The 20,933-nt window shown below is 71.9% G+C and carries 17 protein-coding genes; 10 read left to right on the forward strand and 7 right to left on the reverse strand.

What is annotated here, in order from left to right:
- Positions 1–156 precede the first annotated feature (156 nt).
- From OG257_RS12940 to OG257_RS12960, 5 genes are all read left to right on the forward strand, one after another.
- Positions 157–2,277 carry a PBS lyase gene (locus OG257_RS12940; protein ID WP_329207443.1) on the forward strand — a complete coding sequence of 707 codons (2,121 nt, stop codon included), beginning with the start codon at positions 157–159 and terminating at the stop codon, positions 2,275–2,277.
- On the forward strand, positions 2,274–2,591 hold the full coding sequence (locus tag OG257_RS12945) for a zinc-ribbon domain-containing protein (protein WP_329207445.1): 318 nt from the start codon (positions 2,274–2,276) through the stop codon (positions 2,589–2,591). The genes OG257_RS12940 and OG257_RS12945 overlap by 4 nt, the downstream gene beginning before the upstream one ends.
- A 62-nt stretch (positions 2,592–2,653) precedes the next feature.
- Positions 2,654–4,036, forward strand: coding sequence for an FtsW/RodA/SpoVE family cell cycle protein (locus OG257_RS12950; RefSeq protein WP_329207446.1), 1,383 nt, complete (start codon positions 2,654–2,656; stop codon positions 4,034–4,036).
- Complete coding sequence (locus OG257_RS12955; protein ID WP_329207447.1) at positions 4,033–5,496, forward strand: peptidoglycan D,D-transpeptidase FtsI family protein; 1,464 nt, start codon at positions 4,033–4,035, stop codon at positions 5,494–5,496. The genes OG257_RS12950 and OG257_RS12955 overlap by 4 nt, the downstream gene beginning before the upstream one ends.
- Before the next feature lie 4 nt (positions 5,497–5,500).
- A complete protein-coding gene (locus tag OG257_RS12960) occupies positions 5,501–6,574 on the forward strand; it encodes an amidase (RefSeq protein ID WP_329207449.1) in 1,074 nt (357 codons plus the stop codon).
- On the opposite strand, the gene OG257_RS12965 is transcribed toward OG257_RS12960, so the two are convergent.
- Positions 6,567–7,433, reverse strand: coding sequence for a hypothetical protein (locus OG257_RS12965; protein WP_329207451.1), 867 nt, complete (start codon positions 7,431–7,433; stop codon positions 6,567–6,569). The two genes, OG257_RS12960 and OG257_RS12965, sit on opposite strands and share 8 nt — an antisense overlap.
- Before the next feature lie 100 nt (positions 7,434–7,533).
- Entirely contained in the window at positions 7,534–8,646 is a 1,113-nt protein-coding gene (locus tag OG257_RS12970; RefSeq protein WP_329207453.1) for a ferritin-like domain-containing protein, read from the reverse strand.
- Positions 8,647–8,823: 177 nt separating this feature from the next.
- On the opposite strand from OG257_RS12970, the gene OG257_RS12975 reads away from it, so the two are divergent.
- From OG257_RS12975 to OG257_RS12995, 5 genes are all read left to right on the forward strand, one after another.
- The gene (locus OG257_RS12975) at positions 8,824–9,759 is read left to right on the forward strand and encodes an AurF N-oxygenase family protein (RefSeq protein ID WP_329207455.1); all 936 of its coding nucleotides are present in this window, start codon (positions 8,824–8,826) and stop codon (positions 9,757–9,759) included.
- 41 nt (positions 9,760–9,800) lie between these two features.
- Positions 9,801–10,580 (forward strand): TetR/AcrR family transcriptional regulator, encoded by a 780-nt coding sequence (locus OG257_RS12980; RefSeq protein WP_329207457.1) that lies wholly within the window; start codon positions 9,801–9,803, stop codon positions 10,578–10,580.
- A gap of 97 nt (positions 10,581–10,677) precedes the next feature.
- Positions 10,678–10,953, forward strand: a complete 276-nt coding sequence (locus tag OG257_RS12985) for a hypothetical protein (RefSeq protein WP_329207459.1) — start codon at positions 10,678–10,680, stop codon at positions 10,951–10,953.
- Between the two features lie 72 nt (positions 10,954–11,025).
- Positions 11,026–13,812: an outer membrane protein assembly factor BamB family protein gene (locus OG257_RS12990; protein WP_329207460.1), complete on the forward strand. Its 2,787-nt coding sequence runs from the start codon at positions 11,026–11,028 to the stop codon at positions 13,810–13,812.
- 154 nt (positions 13,813–13,966) lie between these two features.
- Positions 13,967–15,127: a C40 family peptidase gene (locus OG257_RS12995; protein ID WP_329207462.1), complete on the forward strand. Its 1,161-nt coding sequence runs from the start codon at positions 13,967–13,969 to the stop codon at positions 15,125–15,127.
- A 62-nt stretch (positions 15,128–15,189) separates the two neighbouring features.
- Here OG257_RS12995 and OG257_RS13000 read toward each other — a convergent pair whose 3' ends face one another.
- From OG257_RS13000 to OG257_RS13020, 5 genes are read right to left on the reverse strand one after another with little or no spacing between them, the layout of a single operon-like run.
- A complete protein-coding gene (locus tag OG257_RS13000; protein WP_329207464.1) occupies positions 15,190–16,431 on the reverse strand; it encodes a styrene monooxygenase/indole monooxygenase family protein in 1,242 nt (413 codons plus the stop codon).
- 39 nt (positions 16,432–16,470) lie between these two features.
- On the reverse strand, positions 16,471–17,121 hold the full coding sequence (locus tag OG257_RS13005; protein ID WP_329207466.1) for a GTP-binding protein: 651 nt from the start codon (positions 17,119–17,121) through the stop codon (positions 16,471–16,473).
- The gene (locus tag OG257_RS13010) at positions 17,102–17,515 is read right to left on the reverse strand and encodes a DUF742 domain-containing protein (protein WP_329207468.1); all 414 of its coding nucleotides are present in this window, start codon (positions 17,513–17,515) and stop codon (positions 17,102–17,104) included. Before OG257_RS13010 ends, OG257_RS13005 begins: the two co-directional genes overlap by 20 nt.
- On the reverse strand, positions 17,512–17,991 hold the full coding sequence (locus OG257_RS13015) for a roadblock/LC7 domain-containing protein (protein WP_329207470.1): 480 nt from the start codon (positions 17,989–17,991) through the stop codon (positions 17,512–17,514). Before OG257_RS13015 ends, OG257_RS13010 begins: the two co-directional genes overlap by 4 nt.
- Positions 17,988–20,900 (reverse strand): sensor histidine kinase, encoded by a 2,913-nt coding sequence (locus OG257_RS13020; protein WP_329215055.1) that lies wholly within the window; start codon positions 20,898–20,900, stop codon positions 17,988–17,990. Before OG257_RS13020 ends, OG257_RS13015 begins: the two co-directional genes overlap by 4 nt.
- Positions 20,901–20,933: the final 33 nt, after the last annotated feature.

Below are 20,933 nucleotides of genomic sequence, written 5' to 3' on the forward strand. Positions count from 1 at the left end.
ACAGCCCCTCCACAGCTGCCGTGCCACCTGGCGAGGAAAGGCCACAAGTGGAGGGTGGATTGTCCTGGCAGTGGTGCACACTCTGCGCAGAGATGCTTCCTGAACACGGTGTCCGCCGGATTCGGGGTGCAGAGCATGACACGGGGAGGGAATGGCGTGTTCGCGGGGATCGACGAGGTCGACTGGGCCTCGATGGAGCATGCCTACGGGCCGGCCGACGATGTGCCGGGGCTCCTGCAAGGACTCGCGTCCGCCGATCCGGCGGAGCGCGAGAGCGCGCTCGACGGGATGTACGGCGCGGTTCACCACCAGGGCGACGTGTACGCGTGCACGCTCGCCTGCATTCCGTTTCTCTTCGAACTCGTCGCGGATCCCGGCATTCAGGACCGTGGCTCGGTCGTGGAACTCCTCACCAGCATCGGCGGCATCGATCTGGACGAGGACGACGAGGACGATCTGGACGAGGACGAGATGGAGGGCGCGGCGAACTACGCGATGGCGGCGGCTGCCGTCACCGCCGGAGCGGGGGTGTTCTTCGAGCTGATCGCCGACGAGGACCCGGGCGTGCGGCTCGCCGCCCCGCTCGCGCTCGCCACCCTGCACAGCCACCCGGTCAAGGTGCTGGCGCTGCTGCGGGAGCGCCTGCCGGTGGAGGCCGACGACGAGGTGCGGCTCGCCCTCGTCGAGGCCGCGGGGCGGGTCGCCCTGCGCCACCGGCCGCTGGCCGGGCAGGCGGCGGACTGGCTGAGCAGGCTCGCCGCGGAGGCGTACGCGCCGGGGCTGCGGCTCGCCGCCCTCGCGCAGCTGGCCCGGTGCGCTCCGGACGCGCTGCCCGGCGATGTCGTACGGGTGGTGTCCGGGCTGCTGCGGGAACTGCGCTCGCAGCCCGGACGGCCGGATCCGCACCCCGTGGAGACCCCGGGCGGTGACACCGCGTCGCTGGAGCGGACCTCGGCGCCGACGCTCCTGGGGCAGCTGCGGGCCCTGTCCGCGGAGGAGTCGGCGGGCCGCAGCGCCCCGTGGGCCGCCGATCTGCTGCGGACGCTGCACGTCGGCCTGGACGACCGCGTCGAGGACCGCACCGCGTTGCTGACCGACCAGCTGTGCAGCCCCGATCCCTGGCAGCGGATCGATGCCGTACGGATGAGCAGCGGGCTGATCAGGGCCTGGCGCGGTTCGTACGAGGGGCTGGTCCGGCTGGTCGGGGTGCAGCTGGCCGATCCGGAGCCGCGGCTGGCCGAGGCGGCCTCGCACGTGCTGGAGGAGCTGTTCGGTCTGGCCGCGCCGGCCGCCGACGCCCTGGCCGAGCGGGTGGCCGGGGATCCCGGTGGCTGGGTGAAGGAGTGGGCGAGCGGGCCGCCCGGGCTGGGTTCCGCGGTGAAGGCGCTGGCCAGACTGGGCGACGCCCGGGTGCTGCCCGCGCTGGCGGCGGCCCTGGAGCGGCCCGAGGTGCCGCACGACGTGGGGTTCGCCATCGGGTACCTCGGCGACACCGCGGCCCCGCTCGCCGGGGTGCTGAGGCGCAGGCTCGGCGAGGTCGGCCTGGACGAGGGTGCGTACGACCGCGCGAGTCCGCTGCTCGGCGGACTGACGGCGCTGCGGGCGGGCGAGGCCGCGCCGGAGGTGCTGCGGGTGCTGCGGGGGGCACCCGAGTACCGGGGCGAGTGGCTGCGTACGGCGGCGCTGCGGGCACTGAGCTCGTTCGGGCCCGCGGCGCGGTGCGCCGTACCGGAGCTGCGGATGCTGATCAGGCGTCCGGGCACCGCGGCGGCGACGGAGGCGGCCGAGGCCCTCTGGGCGGTCGACGGGGATGCCGGTGCGGTGCTCCCGGTGCTGGTCGAGGGTCTCGGAGCGGACCAGGTGCACGACTGCCGGGCCGCGGCGAGCGCGCTGGGCGGGCTGGGGAAGCTCGCGGCGTCGGCCGCGCCCCGGTTGCGCGCCCTGCTGACGCACGACGAGCTGTGGCTCCGGGTCGACGCCGCGATCGCCCTGTGGGAGGTCACGGGGCGGACCGGTGAGTCGGTGCCGGTACTCCTGGCAGCATGGGAGAAGAACCGTCACGTCAGGGTCCGGGTGGCCGGCTGCCTGGCCCGGATGGGTGTGGCCGGGGCGGGGCCGGACGCGGCACAGGTGCTGCGTGCCGAACTCCTCTCCGTACGTCGCCACAACGCGATGGACGGCGGATACGGCAGTCACGACACTTATGAGGACGAGAAACTGCTGGCGCTGTGCCGGCGGGCCCTTCTGGGGAAAACGGGAGAAGGAACGAAATCATGATCATTTTCGGCACGCGGGGCTACATCTACCAGCTGGCCATCCTCACGATGGTGTGCGGCTGGTGCGGCAATCCCGCCGCACACACGCTGCGCAAGCGGGTCACGAAGTTCACGCTGTTCTTCGTGCCGCTGTTCCCGTTCTCGACGAAGTACGCGACGCAGTGCACCTTCTGCGGCGGCGAGCGCCAGATACCGAAGGAGCAGGCCGACCAGCTGCTCGCACAGCACCACGCGGGGCAGGACGGCCTGCAGCACGGCGCCGCGCAGCAGCAGCCGGGCTACGCGCCTCCCGGCCAGAACCCGTACCAGAGCTAAGGACGAGTGCCACGAAGCCGACATAAGGGAAATAGCACCCACGTCTTGCTACGTTGCGGGGCATGACCGCAACGACGGCGGACGCGCGCCCTCCCGAGCTACGCCTGCCCAAGCGGCGCGGGGTCGAGCTCTCGCTCCTGATCGGGGCCGTGCTCATCTCCGTCTACGGCTACGCCGCCGTCGGCCTCGCCAGGAACAACGCCGTGCCCCCGGATGTCGCCGGGTACGGCGCCGGTCTCGGCCTCCTCGCCCTGCTCGCCCACCTCGCGGTCCGCTTCCGCGCCCCGTACGCCGATCCGCTCCTGCTGCCCATCGCCGTCCTCCTCAACGGGCTGGGCCTGGTGCTGATCTACCGGCTCGACCTGGAGACCCCGAGGGACCAGGCGGCGACCACGCAGCTGGTCTGGTCCACCCTCGGGGTCGCGTTCTTCATCGCCGTCGTCGTCCTGCTGCGCGATCACCGGGTGCTCCAGCGTTACGCGTACCTCTCGGTCGCCGCCGCGCTGGTGCTGATGATCGTGCCGATCTTCTTCCCCGCGGTGAACGGGGCCAAGATCTGGATCAGGGTCGGCGGACTGTCCTTCCAGCCGGGCGAGTTCGCCAAGATCCTGCTCGCCGTCTTCTTCGCCGCGTACCTCGCGGCGAACCACAACGCGCTCGCGTACACCGGCCGCAAGATCTGGAAGCTCCAGTTCCCCACCGGCCGGGTGCTGGGCCCCATCGTGGCGATCTGGCTGATCAGCGTCGGAGTCCTCGTCCTCGAACGGGACCTCGGCACCTCGCTGCTCTTCTTCGGCCTCTTCGTGATCCTCCTGTACGTGGCCACCGGCCGGACCGGCTGGATCGCGGTCGGACTCCTGCTCGCCGCTGCGGGCGCCTTCGTCGTCGGCTCGTTCGAGCCCCATGTGCACAGCCGGGTGGAGGACTGGCTGGACCCGTTCGCGACGATCAACGCCGGGCAGGGGCCGAGCCAGCTCGCCCAGTCGCTCTTCGCGTTCGCGGCGGGCGGCATGCTCGGCACCGGCCTCGGACTCGGCCACTCCATCCTCATCGGCTTCGCCGCCAAGTCCGACTTCATCCTCGCGACCGCGGGCGAGGAGCTCGGCCTGGCCGGACTGACCGCGATCTTCCTGCTGTACGCCCTGCTGGTGGCCCGCGGCTACCGGGCGGGCCTCGCCCTGCGCGACCTGTTCGGGCGGCTGCTGGCGATCGGACTCGCCTCGATCATGGCGCTCCAGGTCTTCGTGATCGCGGGCGGGGTGATGGGGCTGATCCCGCTGACCGGCATGGCCATGCCGTTCCTGGCCCAGGGCGGCTCCTCCGTCGTCACCAACTGGATCATCATCGCGCTGCTGATCAGGCTCAGCGACGTGTCCCGCACTCCGGATCCGGGCCGGGCCGGGACCGGTGTCGCCGCACAGGTCACCGAGGAGGACGAGCGGTGATCCGCTACATCCGGCGGGCCGCCGCGTTCTGCCTGCTGCTGCTCGTGGCGCTCCTGGCGAACGCCGCCCGCATCCAGCTCTTCGAGGCCGACGAACTGAACAGCAACTCCGCCAACCGCCGCACCACGATCGACCGCTACGACCAGCCGCGCGGCAACATCCTGGTCGGCGACGAGCCGGTCACCGGCTCCAAGAACACCGGCGAGCAGCTCGCGTACGAGCGCACCTACCGGCACGGCCCGCTGTACGCGCCGGTGACCGGCTACGCCTCGCAGACGTACGGCACCACGCTCCTGGAGAACGCCGAGGACGACATCCTCTCCGGCACGGCCTCGATCCTGGCACCGCTCCCCCTCTGGGGCGACATCACGCGCAGCCGGCAGCCCGGCGGCGACGTCGTCACCACCATCAAGGACTCGATGCAGCGCGCCGCGTACGAGGGCCTCGACGGCCGCCGCGGCGCGGTCGCCGCCCTCGACCCGGCCACCGGCCGGATCCTGGCCCTGGTCTCCTCCCCGTCGTACGACCCCGAACTGCTCTCCGGTACAGGATCCTCCGTCACCGACGCATGGGCGCGGCTCAACCGGTCGGCGAGCCAGCCGATGCTCAACAGGGCCATCCGGCAGACCTATCCGCCGGGCTCGGCCTTCAAGATCGTGACGGCCGCGGCGGCGCTGGACGACCGTGTGGTGACCGATCCGGACGCGGCGACGGACACCCCGTCGCCGTACGTCCTGCCCGGCACCTCGACCACACTGCCCAACGAGGCGCGCGGCTGCGCGAAGGCCTCGCTGGCGGAGGCGATCCGGGTCTCCTGCAACACGGTGATGGCGCACCTGGGGGTGGAGGTGGGGCTGGACGGGATGCTGGAGGCGGCGGGCAGGTTCGGCTTCAACGACAACGACCTGAAGATCCCCTCCCGAGTGGCCCGCAGCAACTTCGACTCGGACATGAGCGACGACCAGCTCGCCCTGTCCTCGATCGGGCAGTTCGACACCACGGCGACGCCGCTGCAGATGGCGATGGTCGCGTCGGCGGTGGCCAACGGCGGCGAACTCAGGCGCCCCCACCTGGTGGACCGCACGACGGACGCCGACGGCGCCACGGTCCGCCAGCAGGGCTCGGACTCCTACCGGCAGGCGATGAACCCGGCAACGGCCATGCAGCTGCAGCGGATGATGGTCGACGTCGTGGAGAGCGGTACGGGGACGAACGCGGCGATCGACGGAGTGACGGTCGGCGGCAAGACCGGCACGGCCCAGCACGGCATCGACAACTCCGGCACGCCGTACGCCTGGTTCATCTCCTGGGCGCAGGCACCGGACTCCGGCCGTCCGGCCGTCGCCGTGGCGGTGGTCGTGGAGGACGCCTCGGCGAACCGCGCCGACATCAGCGGCGGCGGCAACGCGGCCCCGATCGCCAGGGCGGTGATGGAGGCGGCGCTCCAGGACGGAGACTGACCGCATGAGTTCAGCAGTGGCGGCGGCGCTGGCCCGGATCGGCGAACTGGACCCGGAGCTGTGCGCGTTCACCGAGGTGTGGCACGAGGACGCCCTGGCCCGGGAGCGGTCCGCCCGGGACCTCCCGCTCGCCGGCCTGCCGTTCGCGGTGAAGGGCCGCGCGGGCATCCGCTCGTACGCGGCCCGCCGTCTGACCGCCGCGGGCGCCGTCCCGGTGGGTGCGACCTCGGTCCCCGGCCCGGGCACGCACTGGCAGACGTGGGGGCAGGGCGCGCACGGCCGTACGGTCAACCCCTGGCGCCCCGACCGGACTCCGGGCGGCTCGTCGGCGGGCTCGGCGGTGGCGGTCGCGGCGGGCATGGTGGACCTGGCCACGGGCAGCGACGGGGCCGGGTCGGTACGGATCCCGGCGGCGTGGTGCGGCGTGTTCGGCCTGAAGACGACCACGGGGCTGCTGCCCTCCCCCGACCGCACGGGCCTCGCGTCCCCCGGCGTGCTCGCAGGCTCGGCGGCACGGGCCCGGACGTACCTGCGCCACGTACTGGACGGGTACGCGCCCCGGCCGGTGCGGCTCCCGGTCCGCGCCGCCTACAGCCCGGACCTGGGATTCGCGTCCGTGGACCCGGACGTCGCGGAGGTGACGCGAGCCGCGGTGGAGCGGCTGGCCGCGGCCGGAATCGTCCGCCTCGTCAGGGACCCCGTCACACTGCTCGACCCGGCGGAGGCGTGGACGGCGGTACGCGGTGGATCACCGACCCCCGCCACCCGGGCGCTCCACGCCGCCAACGCCCGCGCCCTCGACGCCTTCTTCGCGCGCACGCCCCTGCTGCTCACCCCGGTCACGCCCAACGTGCCGCACGGTCACGACGGCCCGGGTGACGTCTACTCCACGGCACTCACCTGGGCGTTCAACCTCAGCGGCCATCCGGCGGCGAGCATGCCGGCCGGATTCACCCCGGACGGCTGCCCGGCCGGCCTCCAGCTGGTGACCGACCGGGGAACGGACGCGGAGCTGCTGGACATGGCGTGCGCGGCGGAGCGCGCCCTGCCGCCGTCGCGTCCGCCCCGGTTCAGCTGATCGGCTTGCGGATCTCGGAGCGGACCTTCGCGGTGTCCTCGGCGATCTTCGCCAGGTCGAGCGACTTCGCGTCCTCGTTGAGCTCGTCCGGCCGGATCACGGCGACCATGGCGGCGGTGTTGTCGTCGCCCCACGCGCACATCGGCATGTTGGTGGTCAGGCCGATCTCCTTGGACTGCACGACCTGGCACTCCACCGTGACGTCGTACCCCTCGGGCGTGAACTCCTTGGGGGGCACGACCACCTTCGCGTTGTCCGCCTCGGCCGCCCCCTCCATGATCTTGCTCCGCATGAGCGCGGGGCTGGCGAGCCGCCCGTACATGCCGGAGAGCACCAGCATGCCGTTCTCCTCCGAGCCGTACTGGGCGACGACGGCCTCGCCGTCCCGGATGCTCGGGTCGGGGGTGTCCTCGATCTCCTTGCCCTCGGTGTCCGACATGTCCTTGTTGAGGGTGAACTCCCCCTCCAGGACGGACTTCTCCACGACGAGCTTGTGCGTGGCCTCGGGGAACACGGCGTCCGCGCCCTTACCGACCAGCTTGTAGACACCGAAGACGATGGCGAGGACGCCGACGAGCGACCCGGCGACGATGCCGACGATCAGCCCGGTCCGCTTCCTCGGCGGCGGCTGCGGCTGCCAGCCGGGCATGCCGGGCTGCGTCACGTGCTGCGGCTGCCCCCACGGCCCGGGTGCACCCTGCGGCTGCTGGGGCGGATACCCGTAGCCCGGCTGCTGGGCCGGGTACCCGTAGCCCGGCTGCTGGGGGAACGCGGGCCCCGGAGGCTGCTGCCCGTACGGATTCTGCTGAGGCTGAGGCGGCCCGTACGGGCTCTGGGGCGGCTGCGGCGGCATGGTCATGCGCTCACGTTACGTCACCACCGGGAACAGGCATTCGATGCGCGGGCATCGGTACCACGTCGCGGGGTTCGGGATTCGTCCCGCCGGCCGGACGGTGCCGTCACGCCGGCGAGGCACCGCCCTCCGCTATCGCGTCCGCGACCTCCGCCACCCTCGCCTGCTCCTCCACCGCGAAGCGGTCCCGGTCCAGCTGCTCGGCTATCTCCTCGTCCTGGGCCATGAGCAGGTCGAGGCTGGAGTCCCCGAGCTCGAAGACGCCCATGTCGACGTACGCCTTCTGGAGCCGTTCGCCCCACAGGCCGATGTCCTTGACGCAGGGCACGATCCGGCTGAACAGCAGCTTCCGGAAGAGCTGCAGGTACTCCGAGTGCTCGGAGAGCTCCTTGGCCTCCTGCTTGCCGATGCCGAAGTTCTCCAGCACCTCGACGCCGCTGAGCCGGTCACGCATCAGGTAGCAGCCCTCGATGACGAAGTCCTCGCGCTCGCGCAGTTCCGCGTCGCTGAGCTGCTTGTAGTAGTCGCGCAGCGCCATCCGCCCGAAGGCGACGTGCCGGGCCTCGTCCTGCATGACGTAGGCGAGGATCTGCTTCGGCAGAGGCTTGGTCGTCGTGTCGCGGATCATGCCGAACGCGGCGAGCGCGAGGCCCTCGATGAGGACCTGCATGCCGAGGTAGGGCATGTCCCAGCGGGAGTCGCGCAGGGTGTCGCCGAGCAGGCCCTGGAGGTTGTCGTTGATCGGGTAGAGCATCCCGATCTTCTCGTGCAGGAAGCGGCCGTAGATCTCCGCGTGCCTCGCCTCGTCCATCGTCTGGGTCGCGGAGTAGAACTTCGCGTCCAGATCGGGGACCGACTCGACGATCCGTGCCGCGCAGACCATGGCGCCCTGCTCGCCGTGCAGGAACTGGCTGAACTGCCAGGAGGTGTAGTGCTTGCGCAGCTCACCCCGGTCCCGCTCGGTCATCTTCGCCCAGTGCGGGGTGCCGTAGAGCGTGAGGGCCTCGTCCGGGGTGCCCAGCGGGTCGGTGGGGTCGACCTCCAGGCTCCAGTCGATGCGCTTGTTGCCGTCCCACTGCTTGTCCTTGCCCTTCTGGTACAGGGCGAGCAGGCGCTCGCGGCCGTCGTCGTAGTCCCAGCTGAACCGGGCTGCGCCCGTGGCGGGAACCTGCCACGACGGGGCCTGGGGGGCGTTGATGTAGAGGTCGTGTGTCGACACGGACAGCTCCTTCGCCTGGCGAGGATCGTAAGTTCCGTGGTGCTCACTGCAGTTGGCAGGTTCACACGTTGGTAGACGCCGGGTCAACAAGTCGTGCGCAAGGGATTGACTGCCTTGCTGACGAGCAGTCTCATAAGAGATGACCGCCGGTAACCCACGTGCGAGGTGCCCTCAGCCATGACGACTGTGACCGAGAAGGACGTTCAGGCGCTTCGTGATGCGCTCGGCCCTCTCAAGGACCGCGAGCAGCTCGCCGCCCGCCTGCTTGAAGCCTCCGCCAAGCACTCCTTCGACCCCGACACCGAGCTCGACTGGGACTCTCCCGTCGAGGACGGCAAGTGGTTCTGGCCGCCCGAGCTGGTCTCCCTCTACGACACCCCGCTGTGGCGGAAGATGTCCGAGGAGCAGCGGATGGACCTCGCCAGGCACGAGGCGGCGTCACTCGCCTCCCTCGGCATCTGGTTCGAGATCATCCTCATGCAGCTGCTCGTCCGGCACATCTACGACAAGTCGGTGACCAGCAACCACGTCCGCTACGCGCTCACCGAGATAGCCGACGAGTGCCGGCACTCGATGATGTTCGCCCGCATGATCCAGTGGGGCAAGGGGCCCAGCTATCCGGTGCCTCCGCGCTACCACAACCTGGCGCGCGTGCTGAAGACCGTCTCCACCACCCCCGGTTCGTTCGCCGCGACCCTGCTCGGCGAGGAGATCCTCGACTGGATGCAGCGGCTGACCTTCCCGGACGAGCGCGTCCAGACGCTGGTGCGCGGAGTGACCCGCATCCACGTCGTCGAGGAGGCCAGGCACGTCCGGTACGCCCGCGAGGAGCTGCGCCGCCAGATGGTCACCGCGCCCCGCTGGGAACGGGAGTTCACCAAGGTCAGCTGCGGGGAGGCGGCACGGGTCTTCTCCGTCTGCTTCGTCAACCCCCAGGTGTACGAGAACGTCGGCCTGGACCGCCGCGAGGCCGTCGCCCAGGTGAAGGCGAGCGGCCACCGCACGGAGGTCATGCAGACGGGCGCCAAGCGGCTGACGGACTTCTTCGACGACATCGGGCTGCTGAACGGTGTCGGCCGCAGGCTGTGGAAGAGCTCGGGCCTGCTGGCCTGAGCGAACTCCCCTTCGCGAGGGGTTGGCTTAGGCTTCGGAGCATGACGTCCGCCGCTGCTGCCCCGCCGACCCGCGCGTACCGAAGGCTCGGCGTGGAGGAACGGCGCGCCCAGCTCCTCGGCGCGGCGCTCAGCCTCTTCGCCCACCGGGCCCCGGACGACGTGTCGCTCGACGAGGTGGCGACGGTGGCCGGGGTCTCCCGGCCGCTCGTCTACCGGTACTTCCCCGGCGGCCGTCAGCAGTTGTACGAGGCCGCGCTCGGGTCGGCCGCGGAGAAGCTGACGCTGTGCTTCGCGGAACCCGCTGCCGGCCCGCCCACCGAGCGGGTCGGCCGGGTCCTGGACCGCTACCTGGGCTTCGTCGACGAACACGACACCGGGTTCAGCGCGTTGCTGCGGGGCGGCAGCGTCGCCGAGACCTCGCGTACGACCACGATCGTGGACGGTGTACGGCGCTCGGCGGCCGAGCAGATCCTTCTGCACCTGGGCAGGGGATCGGGGCCCGGTCTGCAGCCTGCCGGGCCCCGGCTGCGGATGATGGTGCGCACCTGGATCGCGGCAGTCGAGGCGGCCTCCCTCATCTGGCTCGACGAGGAGAAGCAGCCCGCGGCGCCCGAACTGCGCGGCTGGCTGGTCGACCATCTGATCGGCCTGATAGCGGTGACGGCCGCCACGGACGCGGAGACCGCGTCCGTGGTGGCGGACCTGCTGGCCCAGGAGACCGCCGACGGCCCGGTCGGACGGCTGGCGGCACTGGTGATCCCGGTGGCCGGCGAGGCGGCGACGCACCTGCTGCCCCCGGGACAGGCAGCTTCCGGCTGAGGGCCGGCGGACGGTTCCCCCCGGCGGACCCCGGGCCGTACCCGCCCGCCCTACGGGCCTGGGAGCCGCGTCCGGCCTCCTGGGTCACACTGGCACCGTGAAAAGCGAGAACACCCCCTTCACCGGCGGCCCCCTGGACGGCCGGATCCTGCCCGTCCTGCTCGGCCCCACCGGACATCCGCCCAAGTGGTACGAGGTTCCCGTGCCGGACGCCGGCGGCGGACCGGACACCGTGTACGCCTACCGGCGCGCCCCGGCCGGCTACACGAAGCGGCTCGGGCTGCAGCGCGGCTGGGTGTACGAGTACGTGCCCGGGGGCCGGGAGCGCCGCACCCTCAAGTGGCCCTGGAACAAGCCCCGCAGCGGCGCCTGAGCCGGTGCGGGGACCGGACCAACTAAGATCGACGGTCAGGTGCCGAGGGCACGGTGACAAGGGGGGTGCGCCATGGAGGCGCTGCGTCAGGACGATCCACGCCACTTCGGGCCGTACACCGTGCTGGCACGCTTCCGTGAGACCGCGAGCGCTGTGCACTATCTGGGCAGGGGCGCTGACGGCGACGACATCGCCGTCGTGACCGCCGCCCGGCCCGCCCTGGCCGCGGTGCCCGCCTTCCGGCGCCGCTTCCAGTCCGAGGCCCGCACGGCCGAGCGGCTGGCCGGCGGCTGGGTGCAGCCGCCCCTCGCCGCACTGGCGGACGGCCTGTGGACGGCGACGGCGTACGTGCCCGCCCTGACGCTCGCCGAGGCGATCGATCTCGCCGGGCCGCTGCCCGAGCGTGCCGTGCGGATACTGGGCGCGGGCCTGGCCGAGACCCTCTCCCGGGTGCACGCCACCGGGGCCGTACTCCAGGGGCTCGCGCCCGGGACGGTGCTGCTGGCCGAGGACGGGCCCCGGCTGACCGCGTTCGGCCCGCTGGGCGCGGCTGCCGCGGCCGAGGCGAACGCGAGCGGGCAACTGTCCGTACGGCTCGGCTACCTCACCCCCGAGCAGGTCGACGGCAAGGACGTGGGTCCGGCCTCGGACCTCTTCGTGCTCGGACTGCTGCTGGCGTACGCGGCGACGGGGACGACCCCGCTCGCCGACGGACCCGCCGCCGAGGCGGCCGAGCGGATCGCGCACGCCTCCGCGGAACTCGACTCCGTACCCGACGAGTTGCGTGACCTGATCGCGGGCTGCCTGGCGAAGGACCCCGCGGACCGGCCGAGCGCGGGTTCCGTCGCCGCGGAGCTGGCCCTGGAGGGCGCGGCGGGCCTCGCCAAGGGCGGCTGGCTCCCTGAGCGGCTGGCGGCGTCGGTGGCGGACCAGGCCGCGCGGGTACGGGCGCTGCGAGCGCCGGAGGACGAAGCGGATCCGGCAGCGGCTGCCGGCCCGGCAGCGACCGAACCTGCCGACAGCGCGTCTGCCCCGGCATCCGCCCCTGCCGCACCCGAGGACGTCCGGCCAGCTTCCGAACCGGCCGACGAGATCCCTACCGGCCCGCAGGACGCACGGCCTGAGAGTGGAATCCTCGCGGCGCCCGTCGGCACCCCGCCCGGCGGCACCCCGGACGCCGACACCCCGGACGCGGGCCGCCGGGATGGCGGGCTGCCCGTCCCCGCCTCCGCCCCCGCCGACGGGGACATCGGCGACAGCAGTACCACCCGTTTCCTGGGGACCGTGACGCCCGCCCCGCGGACCGACCGGGCGACGACCCAGCTCGCCGTCCCGCGCGAACTGGCCGCCGGCCCGCAGCCGCAGTCACCGGAGCCCGTCCGGCCCGCCGCCCCTCCCACCGCTCCGTTGCCGCCCTCCGCACCCGCCGCCCAGCCCCACCCGTACACGTACCCTGCCGCCGCACCGCAGAGTGCCCCCGCCCCGCGCCCCCTGCCCGCCCAGGCTCCCGCTCCCGCGCCGTCGACAGCTGCCGCAGCGTCCGCGACGAGCAGGCGCGCCCTGCTTACCGTGGTCGCCGCCGGGGCGGCGGGACTGGTCGTCGGCGGGGGCGCGGTGGCCGCGCTGGGGTCCGGTGACGACGCGTCGGCCGACGACGGCAAGCCCGCGCCGAAGCCCCGCCGCACCCTTCCCGGCCAGGCACCCGAGCCGAGTTGGATCTACACGCATCCGGCCGCCGAGCCGGCCCCGCTCACCTCCGGGGTCTGGGAGGACAAGCTGCTGGTGCTGACCGGCGCGACCGGGGCGACCGGCATCGATCTGCGGACCGGGCGGAAGATCTGGCAGCGCGCGGACGCCGCCGGCGCCCAGGCGGTCCTGGCCGCCGGCAAGGACCTCTGCTTCCTGGCGAGCCCCACCGAGTTCCTCTGGCTGTCCCCGAAGGACGGGCAGGTCAAGCACCGGGTCCGGTTCGTGGACCAGTTCACCGGCGTACCGAACATGAAGGTGGCCCCGCTCACCGGCAGTTCCGGTTCCGTCGTCTGGTTCACCGGCTCCCACACCGTCCTCGTGAAGGCGCCCAAGCCGAAGAAGGGCCAGAAGCCCGGCAGGGACACGCAGGTCGTCAAGGCGTACTTCTTCGCGTACGACATCGTCCTGCGCAAGGAACTCTGGCGCGTCGCCGTCCCCGCGGGCCGGGCCCCCGGCACTCCCGCCTACCGGCTGACCGCGGCCCGGGCCGCCGACCTCGTCGTACGCCAGGACGCGGCGACGCTGACCCCGGCCGATGTCGCGGCAGGAAAGGGCAGGGCGCTCTTCCGCTGCTTCGACCGGAAGACCGGAAAGCTGCTGTGGGTCCGGCAGTTCGGAGCACTCGCACCGGCAGGTGCCGCGCTCGGCGACGAGGAGGGGCAGCTGTACGGCGCTGTGGGCGACGACCTGCAGGCCTTCGAGATGGCCACGGCGAAGCCGGTGTGGACCTTGAACGGCACGGCGTCCTCCGTGTTCGGCACACCCGTTCAGGCCGGGAAGCTGCTCCACACCACGAATCGCAACCAGGAGGTCGGCGCGGTCGACCGGGCGACCGGGAAGCTGCTCTGGCGGCGCTCCACGGAGGTTCCCCTCGGCGGCAACGCCCCCGCCCTCACTCTCAGCGGCGGTGGCGGGACCCTGCTCGCGGCGGACGCGTCGCAGGTGACCGCGTTCGCGGCGGCCGACGGGCGCCGGTTGTGGAAGTTCCAGGACATCGGGGCGCAGGACCCCAAGGGCGCCACCGTCAGCGCGCCGTACCGGGTGCTGGCCGCGGGGAGGACCGCCGTCGTCCAGCGGGGCGGGGTCTTCTACGCGTTCCCGGTGGAGTGAGGCGTTCCGGGCGTCCACCGTCCGGGCGGTCCTCCGGACGCCACGCCCCTCGGTCCTTGCATCACCTGACACCGGATGACCGGATTGATGAGATCCGAGCATTTGTGGGGTAGTCCGATTTATGGGCGGCACCCCCGTCACCGGAGGTGATGTCGTGTCAGGCAGAGTCGCGCGCACGCTCTGCACGGCGGTGCTTGCCGCGGTCGTGGCCGCATCCCCCGCCACCGCGGAACCGGCGGACCCGAGCCCCGCACCGGCGGACCCGAGCCCCGCCCCGGCCCCCGACGCCCCGCAGAGCGTCGCCGGCCTGCTCAGGCAGTTGCAGACGCTCTACCAGGAGGCCGAGGAGGCCGGCGAGATCTACAACGGCACGGCGGAGGAGCTCAGGAAGCGGACCGCCGAGGCCAAGAAGCTGGACACCGCCCTCGCCAAGGCACGGACGGTGCTCGATTCGAGCCGCCGGGACGCGGGGCGCCTGGCCCGCGCCCAGTACCAGGGGCGTACCGACTTCTCCGTGTACATGCGGCTCCTGCTGTCCGACGACCCCGAGCACGCGCTGGCGCAGAGCCATGTGATCGAGCGGGCCCAGGCCGGCCGGTCGGCCACCGTCGGCAGGCTCACGGGCGCCGAGAAGCGCGCCGACAGCCTGGCGACCAGGTCGCGTGCCGTACTGGACCGGCAGCAGTCGCTGGCCAGGAAGCAGAAGCGGCAGCGCGACACCGTGCGGTCACGCCTGAAGGAGGTCGAGGGGCTCCTCGCCTCCCTGTCCGACGAACAGCTCGCCGCGCTGTCGCAGCTGGAGCAGAAGAACATCGACAAGGCCCAGGACGAGCTGGTCGCCTCGGGGGCGCTGAGCTCGGTCCGCCCGCCGTCCGAGCAGGGCGGTGACGCCGTGCGGTACGCGATCGAGCAGATCGGCAAGCCGTACGTCTGGGGGGCGGAGGGACCCGAGTCCTTCGACTGCTCCGGCCTGACCTCGCAGGCCTGGACCGCGGCGGGGCGGAGCATTCCGCGTACGTCGCAGGAGCAGTGGCGGCAGCTGCCGAAGGTACCGGTCGAGTCGCTGCGCCCCGGCGATCTGGTGATCTACTTCCCCAGGGCGACCCATGTGGCGCTGTACATCGGTGACGGTCTCGTCGTGCAGGCACCCAGGCCCGGGGCCACGGTCAAGGTCTCACCCGTGGCGTCGAACCCGCTGCTGGGCGCGGTCCGTCCGGATCCCGGCGGCGAGCCGCTGTCCACGTACACGCTGCCGGAGCTGCCCGAGGACGCCTCCTCGGGGCCGGACACGGGCTACGACGCGCCGGACGAGTGAGCCGGGCGCGCCCCGCCGTCGTGACCGGTGGGGCGGCCCGGCCGCCGTCGTACGCGTGAAGGTCAGGCCTGCGCGCCCGAGACCTCGGCGAGGTAGGCGTTCGTACGGTCCGGCTCGAAGAAGAAGTTGTCGAAGTCCGCCGGGTCGTTGAACCCGTTGGCGAAGCGGTCGGCGACCGGCTGGAGCTGACCGGCGGCACCGATCAGGTTCAGCACGTGCTCCGGCGGGACGCCGAGCATCGCGTTCGTCCACTTCGTCACGTGCTGGGCGGTGTCCCAGTACCGGTCGAACGTGGCCTGCATCCAGTCCGCGTCGAACGCGCGGTCGCCGTGCTCGATGATCGAGTCCAGGTAGGCCTTCGCACACTTGGACGCCGAGTTGGAACCCTGGCCGGTGATCGGGTCGTTGGCCACGACCACGTCCGCCACACCGAGCACCAGGCCGCCGCCGGGCAGCCGGCCGATCGGCTTGCGGACGGTCGGGGCGTAACGGCCCGCCAGCGTGCCGTTGGCATCGGTCAGTTCGACCTTGGTGGCGCGTGCGTACTCCCACGGGGTGAACTTCTCCATGAGCTCCAGGGTCTTGGCGAGGTGCTCGGAAGGGTCCTTGATGCCCTGGAAGGCGTCGAGGGGACCGCCCGGGATACCCTCCCAGAACAGGATGTCCGCGCGGCCCGACGTGGTCAGCGTCGGCATCACGAAGAGCTCGCCCACGCCGGGGACCAGGTTGCAGCGGACCGCGTCGAAGTCCGGGTGCTCCGGGCGCGGGCCCATGCCGTGGACGTACGAGACGGCCAGCGCACGCTGCGGGGCGTCGTACGGCGAACGGGACGCGTCCCGGCCGAACATGGAGACGAGCTCGCCCTTGCCCGCGGAGACCATCACGAGGTCGTAGGTGCGGGAGAAGAAGTCGAGGTCGGAGACGGCCGCGCCGTGGATGACGAGCTGACCGCCGCGCTGCGCGAAGGTCTCCATCCAGCCGGCCATCTTCACGCGCTGGTCGACGGACTGCGCGTAACCGTCCAGCTTGCCCACCCAGTCGATGGGACGCGAGGAGTCGGGAGCGGCGACGGAGACACCGAGGCCCTCGATCCGCGGCGCCTGCGACTCCCAGAAGTTGAGCTGGAGGTCGCGCTCGTGCTGGAGGGCCGTGTGGAACATGCACTGCGTCGACATGACCCGGCCGGACCGGATCTCGTCCGCGGTGCGGTTGGACATGAGGGTGACTTCGTACCCGTTGGACTGCAGTCCAAGGGCCAACTGGAGACCGGACTGACCGGCTCCGACTATCAGAATCTTCCGCATCGCGGTTCTCCGTTACGTGTACGTGGGTGCGTCTGGCAGTTACGCGGGAGTGACGTCGAGCGCGTGCCCCACGAGGGCGAGCAGCGATTCGACGACCGTGATCCTCTTACGCGCATCCATGATCACAACAGGCACGTGCGGCGGTACCGTCAGGGCCTCCCTGACGTCACTCTCCTCGTAACCGGTCGATCCCTCGAAGTGGTTGACGGCGACGATGTACGGAAGTCCGCAGCTCTCGAAGTAGTCGAGTGCCGGGAAGCAGTCGGCGAGGCGCCGGGTGTCGGCGAGCACGACCGCACCGATCGCACCACGTACGAGGTCGTCCCACATGAACCAGAAGCGCTGCTGGCCGGGTGTGCCGAACACGTACAGCACGAGGTCGTCGTCGAGCGTGAGACGGCCGAAGTCCATCGCGACGGTCGTGGTGACCTTGTCGGGCGTGGCGGTGAGGTCGTCGGTCTCCTCACTGGCCTGCGTCATCATCGCTTCGGTCTGCAGAGGGGTTATCTCCGAGACCGAGCCCACGAAGGTCGTCTTGCCCACGCCGAAGCCGCCCGCGACCACGATCTTGGTGGCGATCGGCGCACGCGTGTGGTCCAGCTGCCAGGCCTGCACCGACTCGTCGGGCTGGTCCCGAGGCCCCGGCTGACGCGGGGTGAAGAGCGGAGCCTCAGAGACGGCGGAGTCCATTGAGCACCCTTTCGAGCAGTGCGCGGTCGGGCTGACCGGTTCCGTGACCGGTTCCGTACACGCGGATCTTTCCCTGGTCGGCCAAGTCGCTGAGCAGCACCCGGACCACACCGAGCGGCATCTTCAACAGGGCCGAGATCTCCGCGACCGTACGCATACGACGGCAGAGTTCGACGATGGCGCGGAGCTCCGGCATGACGCGCGAGGCGAGGTTGCCGTTCGTGAGTTCACGGCGCTCCTCGGGGGCCTCCAGCGCTGCGACGAACGTCTCGACGAGCAGGACGTGGCCGAAGCGGGTGCGGCCGCCGGTGAGGGAGTACGGGCGGACCCGTGCGGGCCTGCGGTCGGACCCCCGGACGGGGAGCTTGCGTACGGGTTCAGCAGCAGAGGTCACTGGGCGCTCTCCATCGATTTGCGCAGTTCACTGCGGAGTTCGGGGGTGAGTACGTGTCCGGCGCGGCCGACGAAGAGCGCCATGTGGTAGGCGACGACGCTCATGTCGCAGTCGGGGGTGGCGTGCACACCCAGCAGGGAGCCGTCACTGATCGACATGACGAAGACGCTGCCCTCGTCCATGGCGACCATCGTCTGTTTGACGCCGCCGCCGTCCATCAGCTTCGCGGCGCCGACGGTGAGGGAGCCGATGCCGGAGACGATGGTGGCGAGGTCGGCGCTCGAGCCCTTGGGGCCCGTCTTCGTCTCGGAAGGCTTGGCCGTCGCGAGACCGGGGTCGGAGGAGAGCAGCATCAGTCCGTCGGACGAGACGACGGTGACCGAGTGGACCCCTGGCACCTCCTCCACGAGATTGCTCAGCAACCAGTGAAGGTTCCGGGCCTCGGTACTCAGCCCGAACGTGCTGGGCGCAGTCAACTGCGTGCCTCCTCGACTGTGTCCCCCGTCTCATCGAATCGACCATCGGTACGGTCGTCCAGCTCAATGTGGTCGGTCTGTGGGGCGCTCTCGGCGCCGTCGCTGCCGTCGGTGCTCCCGGCGATCTCGGCCTCGACATCGCGTCGGCCGTCCCTCGCACCCTGCTGGAAGCCGCCGAGCCTGCGGCGCAGGGCGTCCCTGTCCAGGCCGCCCTTGCGCTCCTTGACGGGCGCCGCGGCGGGGGTGACGACCTTGGGGGTGCGCTTGGGCAGCCCCTTGTCGGTGAGGGGCTCCGTCATCGGCTGCCGCGGGCCCGGGAGGACGTCGGCGGCGGAAACGGGGTCGGACGGGGAGGCTGCGGGGCTCGTGTCCGCGGCGCGCTCGTGGCTGTCGGGTCCGATGGCGTACGGGCCGGGCGCGTCCTGCGGCACCGGCAGCCGGACCTGCATCGTGGTCTCGGCCTCGGACTCGGCGTGCCCGGAGGCGTCCGCTTCGGGGCTGTCGCTCTCGGGCCCCTCGGGCGCGGGTGCTCCGCCCGGGAGCACTGCCTGCGCGGATTCCACGTCCGCTGGTACGGCGTCCATGGGTTCCGCGGCCGCGGGCTCCGCGTGCGCCGGTTCCTCGGGCGCGGCGGGGACGCTGTCCGTGCCCGCTTCCAGGACCGTCCGCTCGGCGGCGGCGATCAGCGGGTCCTCGGACACCTGCGCCGAACGCGGCGGCAGAGCGTTGGAGTTGGCCTCCGCGACGGAACCCGGCAGGTTCAGCGTGGGCGCGTCCCCGGGCATCTGCACGGGCGGCGGCGACGAGGCGGGCGGCGCCTTCGGCAGCAGGGCCTGCGGGAGTACGACGACAGCTGTCACTCCGCCCCCCTTCTGCTCACGCAGCTGCACCCGTACGCCGTGGCGCGCGGCCAGCATCGACGTCACCTGGAGTCCGAGTCCGGCTCCGTCCGCGGCCTGTTCACCGGCCTCGAACGATGCCGGGTCGGCCAGCCTGGCATTCAGCTCGCCCATGCGGACCGCCGACATGCCGATGCCCTCGTCCTGCACGGAGAGCATCACCTCACCGGACTCCAGGAGCCAGCCGGAGAGCTCGACATGGGAGTCGGGGGGCGAGAAGGACGTCGCGTTCTCCAGGAGTTCGGCGACGAGGTGGCTCAGGTCGTCGGCGGCGAAGCCGGCGATCTGGGAGTGCGGCGGCAGGGACTGGATGGTGACCCGCTCGTACCGCTCGATCTCGCTGACGGCCGCACGCATCACGTCGACCAGCGGGATCGGCCCCCCGTGCCCGTGCCCGTGGTCGGTACCGGCGAGGACCAGCATGTTCTCGCTGTGACGCCGCATGACGGTGGCCATGTGGTCCAGCTTGAAGAGAGTGGCGAGACGCTCCGGGTCCTGCTCGCGCTCCTCGAGTCCCTCGATGACACCGAGCTGGCGCTCGACGAGACCGAGCGTGCGCAGGGAGAGGTTGACGAAGGTGTGGTGGACCGTGTTCTTCAGCTGCGTCAGCGCGGTGGTGAGCTCGGCGACCTGGGCCTGGAGTTCGGCGCGCTGCACGGAGAGGGCCTCGCGGCTCGCGATCAGTCCGCCGCGCTCGTTCTGCAGGCTCTCGAAGCGGCCGGCCGTCTCGTGGTGCAGCCCGTGCAGCTTGCCGTGCAGGGTGTTGATGGACCGTACGACCTGGGCGAACTCGTCGTTGCGCCCGGTGTAGCGGACCGGCTCGGCGCTCTCGGGTTCGGCGGCGAGGCGGGCCGCACCGATCCGCAGGACGGCGAGCGGCTGGGTGAGGGTGCGTGCGACCGCGGTGGAGACGCCGACGGCGATCAGCAGGCAGCCGCCGAGCAGCGCGATGCGCAGTTCGAGCGCGGTGACATCGTCGTCGCGCAGCTGTTCCAGGCTCTTGACCCGGGCGGTGCCCAGCGCGGACTCGACGCCCCGCATCCGGTCGATGCGGGCGGAGAGCGCGGTGCGGGCCTTCTTGCGGTCGGTCCTGCGGTCCGCCTCAGACAGCTCGGGGCGGTCGGTGAGGCGGGTGAGGTACTTCTCCGCGCTGTTGACCTCGGGGCCGGTCACGGTGGACGCGAGCTTGTCCCGGGCGGCCGGGCCGGCGGCCTGGTCGAAGTCGGCGAGCGAGGCGAGTTCGCGCACCCGGGCCTGCTGGGCGGCGGCGCTCAGCTCGTCGCGGTTGCGGTCGTTCTCGCTGTCGCCCTCGTCCCGGGTCTGGACGGGGAGCCCGGTGAAGGGGTCGATCTGCGGTTCCGCCGGCTCCGTGCCGGGAACGGAGAGCGCGGCCAGGAGCAGCCCCCGGGTGGCGGAGGCCTGCTCGACGGCGCCACCGAGGGCGAGCGGTGCGCGGGTCGCGTCGGCGGCACGCGGCGGGGTCTTCTCGGCCAGCTCGTCGGCGAGGTCGTGGAGCTTGGAGATGACCTCGGAGTACGCCTGGTGGGCCTCCAGCGCCGATCCCTTGCCCGTGAGGGCGTCGCGGCGCAGCGAGGGGATGGTGGAGAGGTCGCGCCGCAGGGCGGCGGGGGCGGCCGCCCTGATCTCGTCCACCTGCTGGTCGACGCGGGCGGCGGGCACGCGCCCGGCGTCCTTGGCGTCGTCCTCGTCCCGGCCGGCGGCGATGTGGGCGGTGACATCGTCGCGTTCGTCGGCGAGGGAGTGGGCGAGCGTGATGGCCTGCTGGTTCAGCTCGGCGAGCGTGACCAGCCGCTGGGACTCGTTGAGATCGGAGGACGCGCCGAGGGCCGCCGGGGCGCCCGCGGCGATGACGGTGATCCCTACGACGGCGACGCCGGCGACGAGCCGACTGCGCACCCGCACGGTCCGCTTGTCAGCACCCGCTGCCGGAGGCGTCGCCCCGGAACCGTCGCGCGTGCTGTCCTTGCTCCGAGGCCGCTTCTTCTGCACCGGTGCTCGCAATCTTGACTCGTCCACCCTTGA

Source organism: Streptomyces sp. NBC_00683 (genome assembly GCF_036226745.1).
In the GTDB taxonomy this organism is placed as follows: domain Bacteria; phylum Actinomycetota; class Actinomycetes; order Streptomycetales; family Streptomycetaceae; genus Streptomyces.

Bases quoted from the DNA above. Each gene is read 5' to 3' on its own strand.
- OG257_RS12945 (WP_329207445.1), top strand. From the start codon at position 2,274: ATGATCATTTTCGGCACGCGGGGCTACATCTACCAGCTGGCCATCCTC.
- OG257_RS12950 (WP_329207446.1), top strand. From the start codon at position 2,654: ATGACCGCAACGACGGCGGACGCGCGCCCTCCCGAGCTACGCCTGCCC.
- OG257_RS12960 (WP_329207449.1), top strand. From the start codon at position 5,501: ATGAGTTCAGCAGTGGCGGCGGCGCTGGCCCGGATCGGCGAACTGGAC.
- OG257_RS12965 (WP_329207451.1), bottom strand. From the start codon at position 7,433: ATGACCATGCCGCCGCAGCCGCCCCAGAGCCCGTACGGGCCGCCTCAG.
- OG257_RS12975 (WP_329207455.1), top strand. From the start codon at position 8,824: ATGACGACTGTGACCGAGAAGGACGTTCAGGCGCTTCGTGATGCGCTC.
- OG257_RS12980 (WP_329207457.1), top strand. From the start codon at position 9,801: ATGACGTCCGCCGCTGCTGCCCCGCCGACCCGCGCGTACCGAAGGCTC.
- OG257_RS12990 (WP_329207460.1), top strand. From the start codon at position 11,026: ATGGAGGCGCTGCGTCAGGACGATCCACGCCACTTCGGGCCGTACACC.
- OG257_RS13000 (WP_329207464.1), bottom strand. From the start codon at position 16,431: ATGCGGAAGATTCTGATAGTCGGAGCCGGTCAGTCCGGTCTCCAGTTG.
- OG257_RS13005 (WP_329207466.1), bottom strand. From the start codon at position 17,121: ATGGACTCCGCCGTCTCTGAGGCTCCGCTCTTCACCCCGCGTCAGCCG.